The 25,349-nt window shown below is 40.8% G+C and carries 23 protein-coding genes; 14 read left to right on the top strand and 9 right to left on the bottom strand.

Features of this window, described 5'->3' with window-relative positions; genetic code table 11:
- Positions 1-135: 135 nt before the first annotated feature.
- Positions 136-480, top strand: a complete 345-nt coding sequence (locus L0657_RS02615; RefSeq protein WP_235148838.1) for a hypothetical protein — start codon at positions 136-138, stop codon at positions 478-480.
- Positions 481-1,118: 638 nt separating this feature from the next.
- Complete coding sequence (locus L0657_RS02610; RefSeq protein ID WP_235148837.1) at positions 1,119-1,619, top strand: hypothetical protein; 501 nt, start codon at positions 1,119-1,121, stop codon at positions 1,617-1,619.
- A gap of 257 nt (positions 1,620-1,876) precedes the next feature.
- On the opposite strand, the gene L0657_RS02605 is transcribed toward L0657_RS02610, so the two are convergent.
- The 5 genes from L0657_RS02605 to greA form a co-directional block, all read right to left on the bottom strand.
- Positions 1,877-3,142, bottom strand: coding sequence for an exo-beta-N-acetylmuramidase NamZ domain-containing protein (locus L0657_RS02605; protein WP_235148836.1), 1,266 nt, complete (start codon positions 3,140-3,142; stop codon positions 1,877-1,879).
- Between the two features lie 49 nt (positions 3,143-3,191).
- Positions 3,192-4,244, bottom strand: a complete 1,053-nt coding sequence (locus L0657_RS02600; RefSeq protein WP_235148835.1) for a PA0069 family radical SAM protein — start codon at positions 4,242-4,244, stop codon at positions 3,192-3,194.
- A gap of 81 nt (positions 4,245-4,325) precedes the next feature.
- Positions 4,326-5,396: a M42 family metallopeptidase gene (locus L0657_RS02595; protein ID WP_235148834.1), complete on the bottom strand. Its 1,071-nt coding sequence runs from the start codon at positions 5,394-5,396 to the stop codon at positions 4,326-4,328.
- 49 nt (positions 5,397-5,445) lie between these two features.
- Positions 5,446-5,769 (bottom strand): hypothetical protein, encoded by a 324-nt coding sequence (locus L0657_RS02590; RefSeq protein WP_235148833.1) that lies wholly within the window; start codon positions 5,767-5,769, stop codon positions 5,446-5,448.
- 134 nt (positions 5,770-5,903) lie between these two features.
- Positions 5,904-6,386: a transcription elongation factor GreA gene (gene greA / locus L0657_RS02585; protein WP_235148832.1), complete on the bottom strand. Its 483-nt coding sequence runs from the start codon at positions 6,384-6,386 to the stop codon at positions 5,904-5,906.
- A gap of 236 nt (positions 6,387-6,622) precedes the next feature.
- On the opposite strand from greA, the gene fmt reads away from it, so the two are divergent.
- From fmt to L0657_RS02570, 3 genes are all read left to right on the top strand, one after another.
- Positions 6,623-7,543 (top strand): methionyl-tRNA formyltransferase, encoded by a 921-nt coding sequence (gene fmt, locus L0657_RS02580; RefSeq protein ID WP_235148831.1) that lies wholly within the window; start codon positions 6,623-6,625, stop codon positions 7,541-7,543.
- Between the two features lie 347 nt (positions 7,544-7,890).
- A complete protein-coding gene (locus L0657_RS02575) occupies positions 7,891-8,409 on the top strand; it encodes a dihydrofolate reductase (protein WP_235148830.1) in 519 nt (172 codons plus the stop codon).
- 351 nt (positions 8,410-8,760) lie between these two features.
- Complete coding sequence (locus L0657_RS02570; protein ID WP_235148829.1) at positions 8,761-9,738, top strand: alpha/beta hydrolase; 978 nt, start codon at positions 8,761-8,763, stop codon at positions 9,736-9,738.
- Between the two features lie 78 nt (positions 9,739-9,816).
- On the opposite strand, the gene hslU is transcribed toward L0657_RS02570, so the two are convergent.
- Entirely contained in the window at positions 9,817-11,214 is a 1,398-nt protein-coding gene (gene hslU / locus L0657_RS02565; protein WP_235148828.1) for an ATP-dependent protease ATPase subunit HslU, read from the bottom strand.
- Positions 11,215-11,578: 364 nt separating this feature from the next.
- On the opposite strand from hslU, the gene L0657_RS02560 reads away from it, so the two are divergent.
- The 4 genes from L0657_RS02560 (at position 11,579) to L0657_RS02545 (ending at position 16,761) form a co-directional block, all read left to right on the top strand.
- On the top strand, positions 11,579-13,864 hold the full coding sequence (locus L0657_RS02560; RefSeq protein ID WP_235148827.1) for a GH92 family glycosyl hydrolase: 2,286 nt from the start codon (positions 11,579-11,581) through the stop codon (positions 13,862-13,864).
- Positions 13,865-14,033: 169 nt separating this feature from the next.
- Entirely contained in the window at positions 14,034-15,029 is a 996-nt protein-coding gene (locus L0657_RS02555) for an aldo/keto reductase (protein WP_235148826.1), read from the top strand.
- A gap of 68 nt (positions 15,030-15,097) precedes the next feature.
- Entirely contained in the window at positions 15,098-16,279 is a 1,182-nt protein-coding gene (locus L0657_RS02550) for a PQQ-dependent sugar dehydrogenase (protein ID WP_235148825.1), read from the top strand.
- A gap of 74 nt (positions 16,280-16,353) precedes the next feature.
- A complete protein-coding gene (locus L0657_RS02545) occupies positions 16,354-16,761 on the top strand; it encodes a cytochrome c (RefSeq protein ID WP_235148824.1) in 408 nt (135 codons plus the stop codon).
- Positions 16,762-16,832: 71 nt separating this feature from the next.
- Here the strand turns inward: L0657_RS02545 and L0657_RS02540 are convergent, their stop codons facing one another.
- Positions 16,833-17,396 (bottom strand): hypothetical protein, encoded by a 564-nt coding sequence (locus L0657_RS02540; RefSeq protein ID WP_235148823.1) that lies wholly within the window; start codon positions 17,394-17,396, stop codon positions 16,833-16,835.
- A gap of 277 nt (positions 17,397-17,673) precedes the next feature.
- Here L0657_RS02540 and L0657_RS02535 point away from each other — a divergent pair, with 277 nt between their 5' ends.
- On the top strand, positions 17,674-20,052 hold the full coding sequence (locus L0657_RS02535) for a TonB-dependent receptor (protein ID WP_235148822.1): 2,379 nt from the start codon (positions 17,674-17,676) through the stop codon (positions 20,050-20,052).
- Between the two features lie 76 nt (positions 20,053-20,128).
- Complete coding sequence (locus L0657_RS02530; protein ID WP_235148821.1) at positions 20,129-20,554, top strand: DoxX family protein; 426 nt, start codon at positions 20,129-20,131, stop codon at positions 20,552-20,554.
- A gap of 69 nt (positions 20,555-20,623) precedes the next feature.
- On the opposite strand, the gene L0657_RS02525 is transcribed toward L0657_RS02530, so the two are convergent.
- Positions 20,624-22,087: a gluconokinase gene (locus L0657_RS02525; protein WP_235148820.1), complete on the bottom strand. Its 1,464-nt coding sequence runs from the start codon at positions 22,085-22,087 to the stop codon at positions 20,624-20,626.
- Between the two features lie 226 nt (positions 22,088-22,313).
- Between L0657_RS02525 and L0657_RS02520 the strand changes: the two genes are divergently transcribed.
- Positions 22,314-22,502: a hypothetical protein gene (locus L0657_RS02520; RefSeq protein ID WP_235148819.1), complete on the top strand. Its 189-nt coding sequence runs from the start codon at positions 22,314-22,316 to the stop codon at positions 22,500-22,502.
- Positions 22,503-22,545: 43 nt separating this feature from the next.
- Here the strand turns inward: L0657_RS02520 and L0657_RS02515 are convergent, their stop codons facing one another.
- Complete coding sequence (locus tag L0657_RS02515) at positions 22,546-23,778, bottom strand: metallophosphoesterase (protein WP_235148818.1); 1,233 nt, start codon at positions 23,776-23,778, stop codon at positions 22,546-22,548.
- Between the two features lie 173 nt (positions 23,779-23,951).
- On the opposite strand from L0657_RS02515, the gene L0657_RS02510 reads away from it, so the two are divergent.
- Together L0657_RS02510 and pgeF are read left to right on the top strand one after the other, a co-directional pair.
- Positions 23,952-24,467, top strand: a complete 516-nt coding sequence (locus tag L0657_RS02510; RefSeq protein ID WP_235148817.1) for a DinB family protein — start codon at positions 23,952-23,954, stop codon at positions 24,465-24,467.
- Positions 24,468-24,568: 101 nt separating this feature from the next.
- The gene (pgeF, locus tag L0657_RS02505; protein WP_235148816.1) at positions 24,569-25,348 is read left to right on the top strand and encodes a peptidoglycan editing factor PgeF; all 780 of its coding nucleotides are present in this window, start codon (positions 24,569-24,571) and stop codon (positions 25,346-25,348) included.
- Position 25,349 lies beyond the last annotated feature (1 nt).

Raw genomic sequence — 25,349 nt, 5'->3', positions numbered from 1 at the left:
CCGAAGTTGAGAATTCGGCTACTGAATTATTTGACATACTTCTCGACTCTGCTTTAACAATCATGGAATAATATTTTTAGTGATTTACATCTACAATGAATTCATCTTGTCCTGCATTTCAAAAACGAGCAAACTATGAGAAAGTCCCGATTGATATTTACCGTCGCATTGATAATCGCGCCAATGATAACCTTTGCTCAGACCAGCGATTCTTACAAAAAGAAAACCTCAAAAAGAACTACGGTCATGGACACTTCCAAACGTGTTGATCTGCAAAAAGATCCCGTAGTTAAGGAAAATGCTCCGGTTTTGAACGACAACGGAAATGTGAATTCTAATGGATCTGTGGATGGCAGCAGAAGCAGTACGGGAAGACCTGGTATTGATACTACGGCAAGTTACGTCCGCAAAAGAAAAAGAACAATAACGACCGGTGGAGTTGTCTATCCTGATACTGCCAGAAAAAATTCGAAGCCGTGAAGAGGATAGGGAATTTGCAGATTAAGGTTAAGTAGTGATATAAATGAAATATCACTACACCAAATTCTATCACCATCATAACAATAGATTAGAAGTTATTCAACAACGTGAGATTGTTTGTGTTAATTTAGTTAACGGTTTGTAACCTTGTGTAGAAAAACCTAACCTTGTGTCACCATTAGACAACATTGATACACACATTTCCTGAATCGTAGCGGCGAATTATTAGTTTTGATTACCAGTCAAAAGTCTCTGAAAAAATAGCTTTGGAGCATTACCTCTACAATTTTGTTTACCATGAAGGAGTCACAGAAAAATCAGTCTGTGTTCGATGAAAAAAAAGGATTTGCTGTTTCTTTATTTGGATTATTGTTGCTGCTTATCATACTATATAACCTCATGGAATATGTGTGGTGGTAGGCTTAGCATGTTGATAATTTGAGTCGCTTATCCTCGTCGAATTTTCCGATACTTGCCAGACTAGAAATTATTTATTTCAATTCTGGTAACCCTCAGCGAGAGCTTCCTTGCTGAATAAAAATAGCTCTGCAAAAATTTTTGCGTAAATTTTCTGGATTTATAGTATTCTTACTACGAAGGATGCTTTTATTTGCAATTCTCAACGTAATTGAAAACAAATGCCGTCAAGAAAACGTAAAAATTCGAAGTTCAAGAAGATAGCAATCGAGTGGCTTAAATGGATTAGTGCAATTGTTCCTGTCCTGGTATTTATTTATATCCTCTACTATTACAATCAGCTTGATTTTTTAAAAAAAGACAAAGAGGTTAGTTCCGTCACAACGGTATTAGATGAAAAAGATTCGGCAAAACTGGCTCAGGTAATAGAGAAAACCAAGTTCCAGGAAGAATTTAAAATTATTGAAAACGAATGGCATCTTGTGGGTGGAATTGCGATCCATAACATGGAGATTGAAAATAAAACAAATCGCGCTGCAAAAAGTGTGGACGTAGAATTTAAGTATCTTTCCGATATTCAGGAAGCGCTGACGACCAAGACAATTACAATTAAAAAGGATTTACCGCCAGGTAAGTCCACAAAAATTACAAATGTCAGTGTGGGCTTTGTAAATAATGCTGCGGTGGGCTGCGATCCCAAAGTGCTGACTGCAAAATTTTAAAATCTGCCAAAACGAATTCGAACGACCTGAATTTATATAAAGCTGATAATCAGCAAATAAATTAGAATCAAAAATCTTTTTAATATTTTTTAAGGCGGATCGATCTAATCAATCCGCCTTAAACGTATATGCTAAAAAAGAAATTAATTTTCGGTTGAAATTGTGTAAGTAATATATTTTATCTCGTTGAGTAAAAGTTAAACACCCCTGGGACAGTGCCTCAGGGGTGTTTCGTTTTTCAAGATAAATCAGCTTTTTTACTGATATAAAAGATATTTCTTGCGCATGTTTTTGTAGTCAGTCAAACCTGGCTCCCAGCTTTTCCTGATTTCCTCCTCAGAAACTCCTGCAATAATCTGTTTCTTTAAATTCTCAGTTCCAGCCAGTTTATCAAAATTTCCCATTTGTTTGCTTTGCGACATATCGAAGAATCGCGCTTTATCCGGATAGGCGTTATACATTTCGATAAGCCATTTTAAATTAATCTGCTTGCTTTTTCTTAAAGACGAAACGTCATATTTACGCAAATCCAGGCCATAACAATCCTGGTTTTGATGCAGCGGCGTTTCGCTCATACCCTGGATACTTTTTGGCATGAATGAAAACTCGTATTTCCCTTTTAACAATGGAGCACCCAAAACCGTAAAAGGCATATAAGTACCTCTGCCCTGACTAACTATGGTTCCTTCAAAAGGGCAAATACTTGGATATAACAAAATCGATTGCTGGCTATTCAGGTTCGGTGAAGGAAAAACCGGTAATTCATAAGGCGTATCATGTGTATAGTTAGCCACTTTGATGATTTTCAGCTTACATTGCAACTGTCCCGGCAGCCATTTTTCTCCATTCAACATCTGCGCAAACTCACCCATTGTCATGCCGTGGGTAATCGGAATCTTGTGCATACCGATACCTGAATAAAGATGATCTTCCAGAATCGGACCGTCAATGACATAACCATTCGGATTGGGGCGATCAAGAATCATCAGCTCTTTGTTATTTTCTGCGCATGATTCCATCACATGGTCCAACGTATTGATATAGGTGTAAAAACGACATCCAACATCCTGAATATCAAATATTACCAGATCGACATCAGCCAAATGTTCCTTGCTTGGTTTTTTCAATTTTCCATAAAGCGATATGACAGAAATTCCGGTTTTAGGATCTTTTTCGTCGCTCACTTTTGCTCCGTTGCTGGCGTTTCCGCGGAAACCATGTTCAGGACCAAATATTTTTACAATGTTCACTCCCAAAGCCAATAAACTGTCAACGCTGGGCGTTTTCCCAATAATCGATGTCTGATTAACAACCATTGCGACCCTCTTACCTTTCAGATACTTCAAGTATTCAGCAGTCTGGTCGGCGCCTGTAATCACTGTTTTGGCAACAGGGTAAGTATTGTTTTCTAACGAATCAGAAGTCGCCAAAAAGGGACTTTTATTTCCTGAAGAGCTTGCACAACTATTGGTAATTAAACCAACGCAGGCAAAAAAGCTCAGAGCAAGAATTGTTTTTTTCATGAATTAATAGGTTTAGAAATTGTGATGGTCCGGCAAATAATTATCCTGTTTAGAATAATTTCATTTGTCCCCCTTTTATAAATAGTGATGTATCCAATTCTGTGCGTTCCTTATCACCAAAATACTTCCTACATGCAAGTGCGTGAAGCTGTTTGATATGCTCGGCATATTTACCTTCACCACTCATGCGAAGCCCAAAACGGGAATCGTTTACCTGCCCGCCGTGACATTCTTTGATCTGGCTTAAAACCTTCGACGCCTTGTCAGGGAAATGATGGTTGACCCACTCATTAAATATTTCCCCGATCGCCCCGTTGAGCCTGACAACCGTATAACCAGCCCAAATTGCCCCCGCTTCTGCTGCCGCCTGAATAATGGAAGGAATTTCATGATCATTCAATCCCGGGATGATAGGCGCGGTCATCACGCCCATTTCTACGCCAGCCTCGTGCAGTGTTTTTATAACCTGTAAACGCCGCATTCCCGTAACCGTTCTTGGTTCTAATTTCCCTCGTAAATCTTCATTTAACGAAGTAATTGACACTGCGCCATGAACGAGATTAAGCTTTGCCAGTTTTTCAAGGATATCAAGATCGCGCAGTATAAGTGCATTTTTGGTAAGAACACTGACCGGATTTCTGTATTTGAGACAAATTTCCAGCATTTGCCTCGTCAACTGATATATCTTTTCTGCGGGCTGATAACAATCCGTGTTTCCTGAAAAGAAAATAGTCTGTGGTTCCCAGCTTTTTGAATTTAAGAGTTTTTCGAGAAGTTGCGGCGCATTTTTCTTGACAACAATTTTTGTCTCAAAATCAAGCCCAGCCGAAAAACCCCAATACTCATGAGAATTTCTGGCATAACAGTAAATGCAGCCATGTTCACATCCGCGATAAGGATTTATCGAATTGAAGTGCCGCAGATCCGGACTATCAGATTTGCTCAGAATTGATTTAGAAATTTCTTCAATAAAAAGCGTTTTAGGATTGGTTGCCGGCTCTTCCCATTGCATCCAATCTTCGGAAGTATATTCAATTTCCTGCTTTCGAAATTTGTTGTCTGTATTAATTCCCGCTCCTCTGCCTCTCGCCCTGTTATCCATTTGATGAAGTGTTTTTTTGTTTGCAGGGCAAATGAAAGGGCATGGATAAGACGTCTCCATGCCCCTGTCAGTCCCTCGTTTCTACTTTATATACCTGAAATCTTCATTTCCTTTCAGAGAAAGAAGTACGTCGTACATCAGCTGAATCACGTTTTGAACATCATCTTTATGTACCATTTCAACCGTTGTATGCATGTATTTCAAAGGCAGAGAAATCAGTGCAGAGGCAATTCCTTCTGTGGAATAAGCGAAAGCATCCGTATCTGTCCCAGTTGAGCGGCTTACGGCCTGACGCTGGAAAGGTATACTTTTCTCCTCCGCGACATTGATCAACAAATCACGTACATTGTTTTGCACTGCCGGCCCGTAACATATCACAGGCCCGTTTCCACATTTTAAATCTCCCTGCTCTTTTTTGTTATACATCGGCGACTGCGTATCGTGCGTGACATCTGTACAAATTGCGAGATCCGGCTTCAATCTACGGGAAATCATTTCTGCTCCGCGCAAACCAATTTCTTCTTGAACAGCGTTTACGATGTAGAGCGTAAATGGCAGATTAACATTATTCTCATGCAGCATTCTGGCAACCTCCGCAATCATAAAACCGCCCATCCGGTTATCCAATGCCCGTCCAACGTAGAATTTTTCGTTCAACTCGTCCAGTCCGTCAACAAACGTAGCCACTGTACCTACGTGAATTCCCATTTCAAGAACTTCCTCTTTTTTGGCAGCACCAACGTCGATAAAAAGGTCATGAACTTTTGGAACCTGGTCCTTTGAGGTTTCACGAACGTGAATGGCAGGCCAGCCAAAAACGCCTTTTACGATACCTTTTGCAGTATGTAAATTGACGCGCATGGACGGAGCAATGGCCGCATCAGAACCTCCGTTGCGACGAACGTGAATAAATCCGTCGTCCGTAATGTAATTTACAAACCAAGAAATTTCGTCTGAATGTGCTTCAATAACTACTTTGTAATCCTGACCGCCGCCGATCACACCGACGGCTGTTCCATAAACATCAATAATTTCTTCGTCGATATATGGTTTGATATAGTCCAGCCAGATCTTCTGTCCTGATACTTCAAAACCTGTCGGGGAAGCGTTGTTTAAATACTTGTATAAAAACGATTTACTTTCTTCGGTCATACTTTTTTAATTGAATTGTGTAATTACTCTGTCACTGGAAATTTTGTTGTCATAAATATTTTAGAAACCCCCAGAATTTTCGATTCTCAAGATATTCAAAATCACGCTCATTTGCATAAGCTTCTCGCTCAAAAGAAATATTTAAATAAGCCTGGTGATGTTTCCTATATTGGAGCAGCCGGATCAGGTATTCGATAAAATACCAGATATAAAAAGGTAACAAGCCAAGTTCCAGCTGCTGACGCAAATGAATCATTTCGTGGTGAATAAGAACTTTCCCAGGTGATTTCGTTTTGGAAAAAACAAAAGGAAAAATCGCCATACCTTCCACCCACAGGAATGAAAATGTCATCAAATATCCCTTGAATTTCATTTGCGCTTGTCTTAAACCAACCCAATGTTAAACAAAAAATGTTGAAATGCGATATGAAAAATCATACAGCAATTCAACATTTTCTTATCGAAGCTGATTCATTTTTTCAGGAATAAGCTCAGCTATTACAAAACCTATTCGCTAAACCGGCTGATATCCAAAACCTCGAATTCCATCATTCCTGCCGGTACTTTAATTTCCGCAGTTTCACCTAATTTCTTACCCAACAGCCCTTTTCCTATCGGTGAGCCAATAGAAATTTTCCCTGTTTTCAAATCCGCTTCTTCTTCTGAAACGAGTGTATATGTCACTTCCATACCGTTTTTACGGTTTTTGATCCTGACTTTGGAGAGGATAGCTACCTGAGAATTATCGATTGATGATTCATCGATAACACGAGCCGTAGACATGATTTCCTCCAACTTGGCAATCTTCATTTCATGCATTCCCTGCGCATCTTTTGCAGCGTCATATTCAGCATTTTCACTTAGATCACCTTTGTCCCGAGCCTCTGCAATTTGTGCAGCAATGGCAGTACGGCCTTTGGTTTTCATGTCATTCAATTCTTGTTTCAGCTTATTTAATCCTTCCTCGGTATAGTATGAAATTTTAGCCATTGCTTAGTTATGTTTAAATATTTTCGATTATAAAAATTGGTGCCTGGGCAAAAAAAAAAGAACGGTTCCAGGACCGTTCTACAAGAGTTCGTTTCAACCCGTAGTAGAAGACTAGAAAACCTGAGTTTTTCGACAGCGATATCTTTTTATCTTTTCCATTGTTTTAAATATGAACGACAAAAATAGCAATATTTGTAAATGGTTACAAGCCAAATAGTCAAAAGACAACACAATCCATGCCTGAAAAGTTACGAATCATTTTCATGGGAACACCAGAATTTGCTGTTCCAAGTTTAAGAAGTCTGGTAGAGAGCAATTCTAATGTAATTGCCGTAATTACCGTGCCAGATAAACCTGCCGGACGTGGTCAAAAGCAAATGTCTTCCCCTGTAAAAATATATGCAGAAGAACAGGGAATCCCGGTTCTTCAACCAGAAAAACTCAAAAATCCTGAGTTTATTGCTCAATTAAAAGCTTTAAATGCAGATTTGCAAGTGGTAGTTGCATTTAGAATGTTGCCGGAAATTGTCTGGAGTATGCCGAAATATGGCACATTCAATTTGCATGGTTCACTATTGCCTCAATACCGGGGTGCAGCGCCGATTAACTGGGCGGTGATCAACGGTGAGACAGAATCAGGGGTCACAACTTTCTTCATTGAAAAAGAAATTGATACAGGAAAAATAATTTTTCAGGAAAAAGATCCGATTTCTCCGGAAGACGATGCAGGCTCGGTTTATGAAAGATTAATGGAGCTCGGCGGAAAGCTCGTGCTAAAAACTGTTCAGGCCATTGAGGAAGGAAATTATCCGCAAGAAGCGCAGGACGAGTCAAAAGAAATAAAACTGGCACCCAAAATTTTCCGCGAAACCTGCGAGATCGATTGGACGCAACCAGCTGAAAAAATCCACAATTTTGTGAGGGGACTTTCACCATACCCAGCCGCATGGACGACTTTGAACGGGCTCTCATGCAAAATATTCAAAACAAGTATCACGGATGATTCCGAAGCGGGAAATCCCGGAGAATTCAGGACGGATAATAAAACATTTTTACAATTCAGGGCAGGAGATTTTTGGATTGCCGTTGAAGTTTTACAATTGGAAGGGAAAAAGAAAATGGCGGTCGGTGATTTTTTGCGTGGGGCAAAATTGTAGTCATCGAATGATGAATTGCGTTTAGTGGCAGAAATTAATTAGGGTGCGCTGCACCTTTTAAATATTGTGATATATCCGGTTTCTACAAATATTTAGGTGCTCTGCACCATTAACCCCGAAAGTGAATAACACCAGAACATTTGCAGGAATACGATTGCAACCAAACCCTTGATCTAACACGTAGAGTACCGGAGTATTTTTAGAAATCAATTTGAACCAATCAAAAACCCAAGGTGCAGAGCACCGAAATATTTGTAGAAACCAATTTAAACCAATCCCGAATTCAAGGTGCAGAGCACCGGAATACTTACCTTATCCAACGAACTTTGTTATAACAATATCAATAAATGCTTCTTTCAATCATTGTCGCTGTTTCTGAAAACGGTGTTATAGGCTTAAATAATCAGCTTATCTGGCGTTTGCCGGACGATCTGAAACGCTTCAAACAACTTACCCTTGGCCATCCAATCATCATGGGGCGGAAAACCTTTGAATCCATTGGGAAACCGCTTCCGGGAAGACAATCCATTATTATTACCCGGGACAAAAATTTTTCTTTTGAAGGAACAGTCGTCGTTAATAGTTTAGCAGATGCCATTGAGGCGGCAAAAAAAACTGAAACTGAGGAGGCATTTGTTATTGGCGGAGGAGATATCTACCGCCAGGTTCAGGATATTTGTGACAAATTGCATATCACAGAGGTACATACCCAATCGAATGGAGATACTTTTTTTCAAATAGAAAATCCGGAATTATGGCAGGAATCTGAGCGGATACACCATGAAGCAGACGAAAAACATGACTTCTCTTTTGACTTTGTAGATATGTCTAAAAAGTCAAATTTTGGTAGTAATTTCAAGGCATAAAAAAGGGAAAAACCGTTTCAAATTTATTCCGAACCCTCAGATTTTCAATAATCTAGCCAAAAAATGTTTATTATTTTCAGCATTCATGGCATGTTTTGACCATTCAATATAACTTGGTCAAGAATCGACGGCAAATGATCGTTAAACTATTCATTCCGCTATTACTCGTTACAAATTTATCGTAAATTTGCGCTTCATAACGACCCAAGTGTTATTCTTAGAATGCTCAACGAAATAGATACGTTACAAGAAATACTTACAATAACGTTAACAACATCAGACTCCGATAACCGTCCTATATTTTTAACGGGAAATTTCTGTAAATGGCTGCCAGACCTTCCTCATTATCAAATGAAAAAGGTTGGTCCCGGACAATACACTTTCCAGTTTCCATCAGATTTTGGATTTCCATTTCCTCTGGAATATAAGTATACCCGGGGAGGCTGGGATCAGGTAGAACTTGACCGACATGGCAGGCCTTACGGCAATCGATATATTGACAAGAACAGCGGAAATATCTCAGATTTCGTAACGCGCTGGCAGCTTGATAAATTGACCAAGTTGGATTTAATGCCAATCATTGAGATTTTATCAGAAACTTTCGAGATACCTCAATTGAAAAAAGAACGCCGGGTTCACGTTCTTTTACCGCATGATTACTATGCCCAACCAGATCGCCATTACCCGGTTTTGTATATGACTGACGCGCAAAATCTTTTTGGCGAAGGTTCGCGATATGGAAGTTGGGAAATTGACCGAAGCCTGGCCTCTTTGGCGGGCGAAGACAAAGCCAACGTTATTATCGTGGCGATAGACCATGGTGGTGATGAAAGGGTTCAGGAATTCTCGCCTTACGACAATCCAAACCTGGGAAAAGGCTTTGGTAACTTATTCTTAAAATTCGTTACGGAAACATTAAAAAAACATATTGATACAACATACCGGACACTTCCGGATCGGTTGAATACAGGTATTGGTGGCAGTTCCGTCGGCGGTCTATTAAGTATGTATGCCGCTTTGATGTATCCGGATATCTTTGGCCGCCTGATGATTTTCTCACCATCGTTATGGATATCCCGCAAAATATATTTTGATGCAATCCACTTTTTTGAGCCCTTCGAAACACGGATTTATTTGTACGGCGGCGGACAGGAAGGTGCTGAAATGATTCCTAACATTGAAAAATTGCAGGAAACGTTAAAAAATCAGGGATTCGGATATAGTCGTGTTAAAATCAAAGCATCCTTGAATCCGGCAGGAAAACATTCCGAAGAATGCTGGGGCAAAGAATTTCCAAAAGCATTGAAATGGTTATACTCGGGAGAATAATTTAATGCCGTGACGTAGAAAATCCCAAACATAACGCAAGCCATTATGTTTGGGATTTTCTTATTGAACGAAGATTTTTTACAGAATAAACTGGCTTAAATCTCTGTTTTTGATCAAATGCGCCAATTTTTCATTAACCATATCAGCCGTTACGACAATATTGGAATCCGGTCCGATTACGTCCGGGATATCAAACATAAAATCGTTGAGTAACAAACTCATTACCGTTTGCAAACGACGTGCACCGATATTTTCAACTTCGCTATTCACCTCAAAAGCAATACGCGCCATTTCACGAAGAGCGCCATCCTCAAATTGAAGGTCAACACCCTCTGCTTCCATCATCGCTTCATACTGTTTTGTCAAAGCGTTTTTTGGTGTTTTCAAAATCTGGTAGAAATCACTTTCCGTCAGACTGTTCAGCTCAACGCGGATTGGAAAACGTCCCTGTAGTTCAGGAATCAAATCCGATGGCTTCGCTACGTGAAATGCGCCGGCAGCGATAAATAAAATATGGTCTGTGTTGATGACACCGTGTTTTGTGTTCACCGCACTTCCTTCCACAATCGGAAGCAAATCGCGCTGCACACCTTCACGGCTTACGTCAGGCCCACTCCCACCCGAACGGCTTGAAGCAACTTTATCAATTTCATCGATGAAGATAATACCAAGATTCTCAGCCTTCTGAATCGCTTCCAGCTTCACCTCATCCATATCGATCAACTTTCCAGCTTCTTCATCGAGCAAAAGCTTTTTGGCTTCTCCCACGGTTACTTTCCGCTTTTTGCCACGACGGGGAACCATGTTTCCAATCATTTCCTGAATGTTCATCATCGAAATATCGTCCATAGCGCCACCAATCATTCCGACACTCGGTGACTGGTTTTGTTGAACCTCAATTTCAATTTTCCTGTCATCCAGATCGCCGTTGCGAATTTTATCGCGGAAACGTTCACGCGTACGCTGGTTCAGCTCGTTATCATCTTCCGGAATTGCTCCGTTCGATTCAGCGTTTTCAGGGCGCGGTTTCACAACATTATTTCCGTGGATAGGCGGTATAAGCGCATCAAGAATAATATCTTCAACAGCCTGCTCAGCCTTGATTTTTACTTCTTCTTTTTTCTGGGTACGCACCATCCCAACGGCTTGTTCGACAAGGTCGCGTACCATACTTTCTACGTCTCGGCCTACATACCCCACTTCAGTAAACTTTGAAGCTTCTACTTTCACAAATGGAGCATCTGCAATTTTTGCGAGGCGACGGGCAATTTCAGTTTTACCCACACCTGTTGCCCCGATCATCAGAATATTGTTTGGAATAATTTCTTTTTGAATATCCTCAGGACTATTCATTCGCCTCCATCTGTTCCGCAAAGCAATGGCGACATTACGTTTTGCGTCATTTTGTCCGATTATATACTGATCCAGTTCAAAGACAATTTGTCGTGGAGTAAGGCGATTTAAGTGTTCGGTCATAATGGAATTATCAAGGTACTTTAAACTATAAATTTCAAAACATCTGCTTGGAACGAAGGAAAAAGCGTTTTCTTGCTAATATATTCCATATTAGCTTAAACATTTCAGTTTAAAACTTCGCTTATAAAATTCTTTCCGGAATTAGATTTCCTGCAATCCAAAGGTTAAAAAAATGATACCAACAGGAAATAACGCATGACGATGATCGCGAGTAAATCTTTTTAGTAAATTGCCGTCCGAAAAAGGCAGCTTGTAATAAATCAGAACGACTAATTCTTACTTTAAATAAAACTAAAAGGATTTAGCGTCGGCTCGTGTTTATTGCTTTTTTGCTACCATAAACTCAAAAGGATTTTCCCTTGACATGAAAAAAATTATCTCCTGTATCGCTTTTTTTACCCTGCTGACACATGCGAATTTGTTCGCTCAAACTGTGCCGACAACGACCAATCTGGTTGATTATGTTAATCCGCTGATGGGAACACAATCCAAGTTCAGTTTATCATCCGGCAACACCTACCCTGCGATCGCATTGCCCTGGGGCATGAATTTCTGGATGCCGCAAACCGGAAAAATGGGAGACGGATGGAGTTATATGTATGACGCCGAAAAAATCCGCGGTTTCAAACAAACCCACCAGCCAAGTCCCTGGATCAACGATTACGGACAGTTTTCGATCATGCCCATGACCAGTTTGAAAATTGAAGAAAACGCCCGTGCGAGCTGGTTTTCACACAAAGCAGAAGTTGTTAAGCCAAATTATTACAAAGTATACCTGGCTGACTATGATGTAACGACAGAAATTGCACCGACTGAACGTGCCGCCCAGTTTCGTTTTACGTTTCCCAAATCAGACAGTTCTTACGTTTTGCTGGATGCTTTCGACAGAGGTTCTTATGTAAAAGTGATTCCTTCGGAACGTAAAATCATTGGTTACACGACCAAAAACAGCGGCGGTGTGCCTGCCAATTTCAAGAATTATTTCGTGCTGGTTTTTGACAAAGCTTTCAAATTCTCATCCGCATGGAGCAAGTATAAAATCACAAAAGATACGCTTGAAATCAATGCGAACCACGTAGGTGCTGTGGTACGTTTTGAAACAAAAATGGGTGAAAAAATCGGGCTAAAAGTGGCGTCTTCTTTTATAAGTTATGAACAAGCAGAAAGAAACCTGACTACTGAACTCGGCAAAGACACATTTGACGAAACGCAGGAAAAAGGCCGTAAGGTCTGGAACCAGGAGCTTTCAAGAATTACGGTTGAAGGCGATAACATCGACGAAATCCGTACTTTTTATTCCTGCCTCTACCGCGTGTTGTTGTTCCCAAGAAAGTTCTACGAATATGATGCAAAAGGAAAAGTGGTTCATTACAGTCCTTACAATGGCGAGGTTCGTCCTGGGTATATGTTTACGGATAATGGGTTCTGGGATACATTCCGTGCGGTTTTCCCATACTTCACATTAATGTATCCGACGCTGAATGCACACATTATGGAAGGTTTGGCAAATGCGTATGACGAAAGCGGATTTTTACCTGAATGGGCAAGTCCTGGCCACCGCGACTGTATGATCGGCTCCAATTCTGCATCGCTGATCACCGATTCTTACGTAAAAGGTATCCGTGGTTATGATATTGAAAAATTATATTCCGCAATTATTAAAAATACAGAAAACGCTGGCCCTGTAAGTTCAGTTGGCCGTTTTGGACATGATTATTACAACAAACTAGGTTACGTTCCTTACGATGTTAAAATCAACGAAAACGCAGCCCGTACTTTGGAATATGCTTATGCTGATTTTTGCATTTCTCAATTGGCAAAAGAATTGAAAAAACCTCAGACTGAAATAGATCTTTATCTGAAAAGAAGCCAGAATTACAGAAATCTTTTTGATCCGAAAACAAAATGGATGCGTGGTAAAAATGAGGACGGAAAATTCCAGACACCTTTCAATCCGTTCAAATGGGGAGACGCGTTTACAGAAGGAAACAGCATTCATTACACCTGGTCTGTTTTTCAGGACGTAAAAGGTCTGGTTGGTTTGATGGGTGGCAGAGAAGCTTTTGTTCAGAAACTGGATTCAGTTTTCACAATGCCTCCGATTTTTGACGACAGCTATTATGGTTTCCCGATCCATGAAATTCGCGAAATGCAGATCATGAACATGGGTAATTATGCGCACGGTAACCAGCCGATCCAGCACATGATTTACCTGTATAACTACGCAGGAGCACCGTCAAAAGCGCAATATTGGCTGCGTCAGGTGATGAAAAAATTATATCAGCCAACACCTGACGGATACTGCGGCGACGAGGACAACGGACAAACGTCTGCCTGGTACGTATTTTCTTCCCTTGGTTTTTATCCTGTAACGCCAGGAACGACGCAGTATGTCATTGGATCTCCGCTTTTCAAAAAGGCAACAATTACGATGGAAGACGGGAAAAAATTCACAATCGAATCACCAAAAACAAGTGCTGCAAACATGTACGTGGATGGCGCAACGATGAATGGCAAATCTTACCAAAACGTTTATCTTGAACATAAGGATATCCAAAACGGCGGAACGCTTCAATTCGATATGACCGACAAACCGTCGAAAGACTGGGGAGTGAAACCGGAAGTTGTGCCGTTCTCACTAACTAAATAGTTTTAGGGTAGGTAGGGGTTACACAGAGAACCACAGAGAAAATGAAGAGGTACGCAGAGATTGTTTTAAATAAAACTCTGTGTACCTCTTTCTAGCTCTGTGGTTCTCTGTGTAACCTCCACTGTGGAATAGTTGTTTTAGAACGATTATATAACGAAAACTTAATTTTATGCTTTATAAAAAACTTGGACATTCTGATCTTGAAATTTCGGTAGTTACTTTTGGCGCCTGGGCAGCTGGCGGATGGATGTGGGGCGGCACAGAACGCAGCGAGGCAGTTAAAGCGATTCGATCTTCGTATGATGTGGGTGTAACTTCCATCGATACTGCGCCGATATACGGACAGGGATTAAGTGAGGAAATTGTAGGCGAAGCAATCAAGGATATTCCGCGCGATAAGGTTCAAATCCTCACCAAATTCGGCATGCGCTGGGATTTGGCAAAAGGAGACCTGGCCATGCATAGCAAAGACAACAACGGAAAGGATATTGACATTTATAAATATGCTGCCAAAGACAGCATTGTCAAAGAATGTGAAGATAGCCTGCGACGACTTGGTACAGACTATATTGATCTTTACCAAATTCACTGGAATGATAAAACAACGCCGATCGCAGAAACAATGGAAGCTGTCTCTCAGTTGATTAAACAAGGGAAAGTTCGTCATGCCGGCGTTTGTAATTATGATGCCAATCTGATGCGCGAGGCTTCCAACTACATCAATCTGGTTTCAGACCAGGTTCCTTACAGTATGGTAAAGCGTGATATTGAAAAAGACGCGGTTCCTTATTGCCTCGAACACAACAAATCAATTCTGGCATATAGCCCATTGGAGCGTGGATTGCTGACAGGAAAAATGAAACCAGGTTATAAATTCGGAGCTGATGATCACCGTGCTGATATTTCATTCTATAAGGATGAGAACCTGAAACGTGTCAATGAATTTCTTGACAAAATCAAGCCACTGGCCGATGAGAAAAATGCAACATTGGGACAGCTCGTTATTCGCTGGACGGTTGAGCAACCGGGAATTACAATTGCGCTTGTCGGTGCGCGTGATGCTGAACAGGCTGTTCAGAATGCCAAGGCCATGGATATTAATTTGACTACGGAAGAATTAAAATTTATTTCAACAGAGTTAGATGCACTTGAACTGGTAAAATAAAAATCAGATTTGTTATGCTTATCTTTGATCATTATCCAATTCAATAAATTGTCTCTCATCCTGAACTTATGAAAACGAATTTTTTATCATTGAAAAAGAATATCCCGCTGGTACTGGGAAGTCTGATTTTACTCGCTTCTCTCGGTCTTTCCAGTTATAATTTCTCCGTATCTGGCGAAGAGAAAAAAGCCGGTTTTGCTGAATCAGATTTAAAAGTTGATACTGTTGCCACAGGCCTGACAATGCCTTGGGCTACTGCATTTTTACCGACTGGTGAGCTTTTGGTTACAGAGCGTGGCGGAAAATTACGTCTTGTAAAAAATGGCGTTTTGGACCCAACTCCGATTTCCGGTGTTCCGGAAGTAATGTATAAAGGCCAGGGCGGTTTGCTTGACGTAGTGCTTCATCCTGATTATGCAAAAAACGGCTGGATTTATATCAGTTATTCCTCTCCGAAACAGGCTGGCGAAGAAGGTGACGAAGGTGGAGCTAACACCGCACTTTTCCGCGCGAAACTAAAAGACCACGCATTAACTGATATTCAGCCATTATTCAAGGCGATACCAAATGTGAAGGCAAATGTTCACTTCGGCGGCCGTATTGTTTTTGACAAAAAAGGATATGTATTTCTTTCTCTTGGCGAACGTGGTCAGAAGGAAAATTCTCAAAACCTGAGCAAAGACCAGGGGAAAGTGGTTCGTTTGCATGAAGACGGAAAAATTCCTACCGACAATCCATTTGTAAAAACAGAAGGCGCAAGACCTGAAATCTGGACATACGGACACCGCAATCCGCAGGGAATGGTTATTCACCCGACAACAGGCGTTATCTGGGAACACGAGCATGGCCCACAAGGCGGAGATGAATTGAATATTGTTGAAAAAGGAAAAAATTACGGTTGGCCGTTAATCACTTTTGGTATTGATTATGACAACAGTGTTATTTCAAAAGACACTGCACGTGCAGGACTAGAACAACCTGTACTTTACTGGCGTCCGTCAATCGCTCCATGTGGAATTACTTTCGTAACCAACCCGAAATTTAAAGATTGGAACGGTGACTTGATCGTTGGTTCTCTGAAATTTGCTTACCTGCAGCATCTGAAAGTAAAAGGTAATAAGGTTTTAAGCAGAGAGATTATTTTCGAGAAACTTGGCCGCGTTCGTGATGTTCGTCAGGGACCGGACGGAAATATCTATGTCGTTCTTGAAAACTCTGGCAAGATCGTTCGTATTAGTCCAAAGGCATAACTAAAACATTTTAAAGGCTTTGTCAATCTGATTGGTATGGCCTTTATTCATTATTATCAAGGCAATTATTCACCATGAAATCATCAATACTGCTCCTTTCAGGAGTTATTTTCTGTTCAGCCGTTTTTCCAAAGCAAGATGATGAGCTGGAAAAAAGCATTGCCAGAGGAAAAGGAATTTACGCTGAAAACTGTATAACCTGTCACATGGGTGCGGGAGAAGGTGTTCCAGAAACGTTTCCACCTCTGGCCAAAGCCGACTATTTAACCAAAACACCTGAAAAGGCGATACATGCGGTCAAGTTTGGTTTGCAGGGAAAAATTCTTGTAAACGGCGTTGCGTTCGATAATCAAATGCCTTCGCCCGGCTTAGATAATGACGAAATTGCGGACGTGATGAATTACATCTCAAATGCGTGGGGCAATTCTTCGGAAAAGAAAATGGTAACGGAAAAGATGGTGGAGGCGATTAAGGAAAAATAAGAAATTTCTAACGCATATAACATCAAAAAATCCAGACGATTGTCTGGATTTTTTGATGTTATAGACAAAATTTAATCCCAAATTCCAATGTAAAAAAGTGTGTCGTTCTTATCAAAGAGAAGGCCAATTCCTGAATCCATAACCAAACCATTTCTTTTTAAATAGGCATTGGCAGAAGTTTCAAAATCCAGATTCCAACTATTTCCAGGCGTTTCGTTTAACTTGAAATCAAAGAAAGTTTTGACACCATTCTTCGTTTTCATCTTATCTCCTATCTTAAAAATGTTCCCTTTTGAATCTCCAACGCTCATGAAAGCGTCTACCAGATCAAAGGTCCGAAAAATACCTTTGTCAAAATACAGCTTATTCTTCCCGTAATTCAATAACTGCAAAGTATCCTCGTCAATTTCAGAATAAAAATTTTCGACCGAAGACGGCTTACCGAATATTTTCTGACAGTCTCGAACAGTACCATCTCCCCATTTCAGGCCTCTGGATGAAATACCGGTTTTGATTAACACGACATTGTTAAAATCAAAACTCTGTGCGTGCGCCGGCAGACTTAGAAACATCAAAATCAATACAACTAACGTGAAAACCGATCGAAATACACTGTTCCCGCTTTTATCCTTCATGTTTACCAATCTTCGTTTATACATCATTTTATTCAACGTTAAGTAGCAAGTCACCTTCAATTTGGTACAAATTTATGTTGCAGTATTTATTTTTAAACAATCTAAATAAATACTTGCGCCTTTTGAAATCCATGTCTACTTTTGCCACTACTTACAATAAGTCTAAATAATAATATTCATAATAACGGTTATCAGATAAGTTTCAACTGTGATCAGTTTTCGAATTTGAATTATTTGGATCAGCGATTTTACACTCAAATTAGTTAATTGAATAGAAATGAAGAGAATTTATTTTATCGCGTGTTTTGTGCTTTTGGCGGCAAGTATCTCACATGCTCAAACCGGAAGTATAAAAGGGCAAGTCAACACCTCAGACGGAAAACCGGCGCAACACGTTTCCATTGGAATTAGAGGCATTAAGATTGGTGCTATTTCCAATGAAAACGGAAACTTTGAAATTAATAAAGTGAAAGTCGGCACATATACTGTTTTGGCAAGTTATGTTGGACTTGAAACATTGGAAAAAGAAGTTGAAGTAATTGAAGGACAGACTTCTGAAATAAACTTCACTTTGAGTGAAACGGCAAATCAGCTGTCGGAAGTTGTTATCAAAGACGCCAGTCAATACAAAACGAACGAAGTTTCATCAAGCCTTCGATTGATGACGCCGATTCAGGAAACACCGCAGAATATTCAGGTTGTCACTTCCAAAGCAATCTCCGATCAACAGATCATTAGTATGAGCGACGGACTCATCCGGAATGTCAGCGGCGCTGCACGGGTGGAGCACTGGGGAGATTTGTATGCGAATATCACCATGCGCGGCTCACAAATTCAGGCGTTCAGAAACGGGTTCAACGTCGTAAGCTCTTTCTGGGGGCCGCTGACCGAAGATATGAGTTTTGTCGACCATATCGAATTTGTAAAAGGGCCGGCAGGATTTATGCTTGCCAATGGCGATCCTAGCGGTTTATATAATGTTGTCACTAAAAAGCCGACCGGACAAACAAAGGGAGAAGCAGGTTTCACAATGGGCAGTTATGGTCTATACCGTGCGACACTGGATTTAGATGGAAAACTGAGCAAGGATGGAAAATTCCTATATAGATTAAATCTGGCCGGGCAAAATAAAGGCTCCTTCCGTCCGTATGAGTTCAATGACCGTTACAGCGTCGCGCCGGTTATTTCCTATCAAATAGATGAAAAAACGAAACTGACTGCTGAGTATACCATGCAGTATGCCAAGATGTCGGATGTTGGATCGTACTACATTTTTTCACCAAACGGTTATGCCACGTTGCCACGAGATTTTACCACAATGGCTCCCGGACTCGAACCTACTAAAATCAAAGATCAGAGTTTACTTTTAAACTTGCAGCACCAGCTTAATGAGGATTGGAAACTTACTGTCCAGGCAGCCTATTTTAATTATGGACAGCGCGGATCCAGTTTGTGGCCTTCGCGTGTCAATCCGGATGGAACACTTATTCGTTCAGTGGGAATCTGGGATGCGAAAAGTGAGATGACACTGGCTCAGGCTTTTGTAAATGGAAATATCACCACCGGTGCTATCAAACATAAAATTCTTGGAGGAATTGACATTGGCGATAAGGACTACATGGCTGATTGGGGCCAATCGCATGCGTTGGATACCACGGGAGCAGCGTTCAATCCTGCCGCTCCTAACTATGGAATTCCGGTAAACGGCTACCCTTCATTTGACAGAACGACCAGCCTGGAAGCAAGATCGGTAATAGCAGGTGGAAATATGAGCCAAAAATACACTGGGATCTATGCGCAGGACGAAATATCATTTTTAGATAATAAAATCAGACTGACACTTGCCGGCCGCTACACTTATGTAAGCATGTCGGCCTGGGGCGGTGCGCCGGAAACGGCAAAACATTTCTCGCCTCGTATCGGGTTAAGTGCTTCCATTGATAAGCAAACTTCGATTTATGCACTTTACGACCAGGCATTTTTACCCCAATCCGGCCGTCTGGCAAGTGGAAGCGTTAAACCGATAACCGGAAATAATACAGAATTTGGTATTAAAAAAGATTGGGGAAACGGAGGCTGGAACACTACGGTTTCGTTCTATCGGATATTGAAAAATAATGAGTTGACAACTGATCCAAATAGTCCGCCAAATTCCGGCCTGAGTGTTGTTCTGGGACAAAAAAGAGCGCAGGGAGTTGAGTTTGATTTGAGGGGTACAATTCTTCCCGGATTAAATCTTGTCGCTAATTATGCTTATACTGATTCAAAGGTGACAAAAGTTACCGAAGGTGTGACTTCAATTACAGAAGGAGACGTGGTACCTGGCTTTGCAAAGCATACTGCAAACAGCTGGTTAACTTATAAAATACAAAATGGCGCTTTAAAAGGGACAGGATTTTCAGGCGGTTTTACTTACCTTATCGACAGAGCAACCTCAAATTGGAGCGTCACAAATCCGAACACTAATCTTCCTGATTACTTTAAACTAGACGGTGGCGTATTCTGGGAAAAAGACAAAATCAAGCTTACTGTCAATGTATTTAATGTTCTCGACAAGTATTTATATAGTGGTGGATATTATGACTATATTCCCGCTTACAGCTGGCAGGTTGAGGCGCCAAGAAATTACAGATTAAGCATTGCGTACAGATTTTAACCATTACCGGGCCGTATTGATTCGATCAACAATACGGCCCGGTTAATCACAAAAATTCATTTAACAACCCACTTTCATGCGATTTTTACCACTATTCGACATTTCTTACAAAAAAAGCTCCTTCGATATTTCAATGCTTATACTTCGTCTTGGTTTTGGGATTTTGATGATTCCACATGGATATGCGAAGTTTGTTTCCTTCGGTGAAAAACAGAATGACTTCATGGACTTTATGGGACTTGGTCCGGCCACTTCATTGGTATTGGCAATTTTTGCAGAGATGATTTGTTCCGCCTTGCTGGTTCTTGGTCTCTTCACCCGCGCCGCAACTATTCCACTTATTATTACGGCAATGGTGATTACCTTCCTCGCGCATGACGGTGATGTATTTGGCAAAGGTTATGGAGGGTTTTCTTACTTACTGGTATACATCGTTATTCTTTTAGTTGGGCCTGGAAAATTCAGTCTTGATGCCGCTATTTCATCCAAACAAAGATTTTGAGGTACTTATTCAGGTAACAGTATCGGGAGATTTTATCATTATGCAGGAATAGTGCGCAACGGTCGCGCACTATTTTTCTGCGTGAATAATAATCCCCTCAACCGAAGTATAAAACTTATTGTAAACTTCGATATATTGTTTGTGAACTTCTTTATCAGGTTTAAAAACTGTACTTACCGGGGTGAAATAATCCAGGTCAGATAATTCCTTCGCGAAACCTAATGCCTTTAATCCCATCATAGCGGCACCAACCGTTCCTGTATCCACCGTATCGTTTAGCGCCACTTCTATCCCAAAAATATCTGCCAGCATCTGAACCCAAACCTGGCTTTGCGCAAAACCTCCGTTAGCAAAAATCCTTTTGACCTTTTGTTTTTCAAGCAGTATTTTTCCGATACTATAAAGATTGAGATGGATGCCTTCCATAACCGCTCTGGCAAAATGTGACTTGGTATGTTGAATATCCAAACCTAGAAATCCGCCCCGAACCGCAGAACTCCAAAGCGGCGCACGTTCTCCCAAAAGATATGGGAAAAATAAAAGTCCATCAGATCCGGGGTCTATTTTTGAAGCAGCATCAAATATTTCATTGTAGTCACTTTCCGGGTAAAAATTATCTTTCATCCACTCGAACACCACGGCTCCGCTGTTGGACGGCCCTCCTACAACATAAGTATCCTCGTCGAGAATGTAGCAAAATGTGCGCATCTTTTCATCTAAAATAGGCCCGTCAGAGCAGGTTCTTGCTGCGCCGCTGGTTCCAATGGTTATTGCCATTGTGCCTTTTGAAATAGCACCGCTCCCTAAATTCGCCAGACAGCCGTCACTGGCGCCCATAATCAGAGGAGTTCCAGCTGGTAGTTTAAAGTCGTTTTTTCCGGGTAGTTTTTCAATATGATACGGGGAAACTGCTTTTGACAGTTTATTCTCATCAATTCCAATTTTCTTCAAAGTCCACTCGTCCCACTTTTTCTCTGTGATATTGAACAGTCCGGTAGCAGACGCAATGGAATAATCAATAACAAACCGACCCGTTAATTTGAAAATAATATATTCCTTGATACCGACAAACTTGTCTGTTTTATCAAAAATATCTTTCTGATTTTCTTTTAGCCAGATCAATTTGCAGGATGGCGTCATCGCATGAATCGGCGTTCCATTATGCTGATACATCTTTTTTCCGGCGGCAGATGCTTTCAATTTCTCAGCAATGTCAGCACTTCTGTTATCGGCCCAAATGATCAGATTAGACAGGTTTTTTCCGTTTTTGTCAATACATAAAATACTATGCATCGCTGAACTGAAACAGATTCCCAGGGGCTGTCCATGCAATTCGCAAGACTTGCTGACTTCGCGGATCGCATTACAAACTGCTTCGTAAATCTCGTCCGGATCCTGCTCACTCCAGTCCGGCTCAGGATGAATCATCTGATAACCTTCACTGTGCGAAGTAAGGATACTTGCGGAATCCGGGTCAAAAGCAGTGATTTTAACATTGGTAGTACCTATATCACATCCGATTATAAAAGACATTTCGAAGGGGCATGAATTGAACTTTATTAACTGACAAATGTATCATATTATGTCTTACACACTATAAATTATTCATTACAATGTTCAATATACTCTTTTCAAAAAGCAATCAGTAATTAAATGATTTGAAAAATCCGATGCTTCTTGGGGCAATCCGTACTACCATTCGTTATTTTTTATTATTTTCGCATCAGTAAAATAATACTTTTCAAATTTCCATTAAACCATGACTGACGACGTACACGTACATAGCAAACCAGAAGGAGCTTCTCTTGCAGTTTCTATCGCCATATTTATATTTTTGGTAATCATCCTTGCGGTATTTGGAGATCTTTTCGTATTTATTCTTGGACTTATTGGTCTGATAATAACTTTTGCTGCATTTTACACGGATCATTCAGCAGACGGACATTGATTTTTGCCAGCATTTTCAGCTAACTGAGAATAAAAATATAGCATCAACGAACGGCCAATTCGGGCAGGACATTCACGATGTTCCAGTCGAGTTGGCCATTTTGTTTATTTACGCTCCACGCCTCCTGCAAGACACAGGTATCTTCCAGGTCCCGATATTCAGCAACAAGTCTATCTTCATTGAGTTTCAACATCACAAATCCGTTATAACCCAATTGATGACCAGCCAATTCCGTTCTGACTCTTCTGTCATACAGATGAATTTTTTCAAGATCCTGAACGCTGTCCGGCATTTTTAATTCTACCGGCAGACCGCCATGTCCAAGGCAACGTCCATAAACTTCGGGTCCTTTTCCGTTTACTGCCTTATTATAAACTACCAGACGGTGATCATGTCCCCAAAACCAAATAACCGGCCGATCAGACTCACCCAAAATTTCACGAATCTGTTCACCAGGCTTGCTATATTCTTCGCGAAAAGCCGAAATATAAGGATGATGACTGACGAAAACCAACCCTCTTTTGTCGGCAGGGTCTCCAAGCTTGACCACGTCCCGTAACCAGTCAACCTGCTCTTTTCGTAGATGACAATCTGGTGGTGAAATAATTTCTAAAAACGGACGGCTCACGGAAGTGTAGCCGGTATCAATGCCAATTATTCTCCAATGTTCATTTTCAAGACAGAAAAATCCAGCCTGTTGCGTTTTTCTGGTTTCTCCTACCTGGGCATACATTGCCGGCAACAAATGTTGGAAATAAGCATTGCCATTTGAGTACATTTCATGATTCCCGGACAAAGCGAGACTACCTGACGCGCCATAATACCAGGATGAATAAGGCGCTGTGAAGTTTTCTTCAATTTCTTTCGGGGTACCTACAAAATAGATATCACCCATGTGGATTGTGTAATCAGGCGCATATCGGGCAGTCAAATGCGCAACTCGGTCAGATTCTTCGGTATCGCTGGCCCAGTCTGAAAGCAAAGCAATTGTAATCTCTTCTCTGCTTGGAACGGAAGATTGCAAAGGATAAACACCGCTGTCGCCATTTCTTGGATAAGCCTGATAAGGATGTCTTTTGCCGAAGCGGCTTTTGAGATAATGCCAGGCAAAACCGATAAGGTTTCTTTTGAAAAATTCAGAAATGACACGCGTGACTGACGACTTATCCTGAACATGTTTTTCGTAAAGTTCAAGCTGCGTTTTGGCATGATTTTCTGCTTCGCTGTGCCCGAGGGTTAAATATTTTTTTGCTCGCTCTTCGGCTGATTCCTTCATTTATACTATTCTGTTTGTTCTTAAAATAAAAACTTCTCAAAATAATCAGACCAATATACGCCTGACTGCTGCAACATTTTTGTTCCGTTGGATAAATTGGCAGTTATAATTTTGAAATCAAGTTAAGTATACCGTAATTTCCAATCTGATAACTAATTTAAAACCAGCCCAAGATGAAAAAATTACTACTTTCCGCCCTGATGTTGCTGACAACACAGGCGTTGTTCGCTCAGGTTACAACTGAAAAAATGATTACTGACTGGGAAAGAGCAAAACTCTATACCAAGGCTTATCTTGATGCGATGCCAGAGGATGGGTATGCTTACAAGCCTAACCCTGAAATTCGCTCTTTCGCTCAGCAAATGGGTCATATTGCCGACGCAAACTTTGCTTTTGCAGCAGCTGCAACGGGCAAAGCAAGTCCATTTACCGGCTCTGTTGAGAAAATGGCTGACCAATCCAAAGCAGCTATTGAGAAAGCAACTTTGGAGAGTTATGATTTTGTCATCAGCTCATTAAAAGCCACCAAGGACGCAGATCTTGGAAAGGATATCAAAGTATTTGGCCAGGCTGCCAAGACAGGTACTGCGTTCGAAAAAGCTTTTGAACATCAGACACATCACCGCGGTCAGACAACGGTTTATATCCGTATGAAAGGCGTAAAACCGCCGCAGGAAATGTTGTTCTAAAAATTTCAAGAACAATAAAAACAACTCCACTGTGTTCATTCATGGTGGAGTTGTTTTATTTTTGAGCTCAACAAGTAAGCGTAATTTTTAAAAATTCTAGCGTGAAGGACCAGCCAAATTCAGATAAAAAGCCGTTGTATCGTGTTCCCAATATTTTTGCTGGTATACCCAATCTTGTTTTTGGAGAAAGTACTCGTCATGGCGGCGTCAGCCTTTCGCCATATAATTCGTTAAATCTTGGCGGCTCGACTGCCGATAATCCTGAGAATATTGCGGAAAATAATAAGCGCTTTTTTGAGGCTCTCGGGATAGAACTTCGTCAGGTCGCCAAGTCTCATCAGGTGCATGGAGCTGAAATTCTCGTCGTCACCGAACCTGGACGATTCGAAGGTTATGACGCTTTAATTACAAATATTCCGGATGTTCAGCTGTCGGTTACCATTGCAGATTGCACACCCATTTTAGTCTATGATCCTGTAAAAAAGGCTGTTGCAGCCATACATGCCGGCTGGAAAGGTACTGTTTTGCAAATTGTTTTGAAAACGCTTGAATTATTTAAACAGGAGTACGGTACAAATCCATTTGATTGTCTGGCTTTTGTAGGCACCTGTATTGATGAATGTTCCTTTGAGGTTGATGAAGACGTCGCAGGTAATTTTCAGTCAGTCTATAAACGCTGGGATGACCAGAAAAATAAATTCTTCGTCGATTTAAAATCTGCAAATCGTGATCAGCTTATTGAAGCTGGCTTGAAATCAGAAAATATAGAGATTTCACCTTATTCCACCGTATTGAACAATGAAGATTATTTTTCTTACAGAAAGGAAAAAGGTTTAACAGGACGCCTGTTGGCTACAATTGGTATGTCTACCCAATCTTAAA

Origin of the sequence: Dyadobacter sp. CY345, assembly GCF_021502725.1 — a bacterium.
In the GTDB taxonomy this organism is placed as follows: Bacteria; Bacteroidota; Bacteroidia; order Cytophagales; family Spirosomataceae; genus Dyadobacter.
The sequence above is the reverse complement of the archived record's forward strand: the minus strand, read 5'-3'. Positions and strand labels throughout refer to the sequence as shown.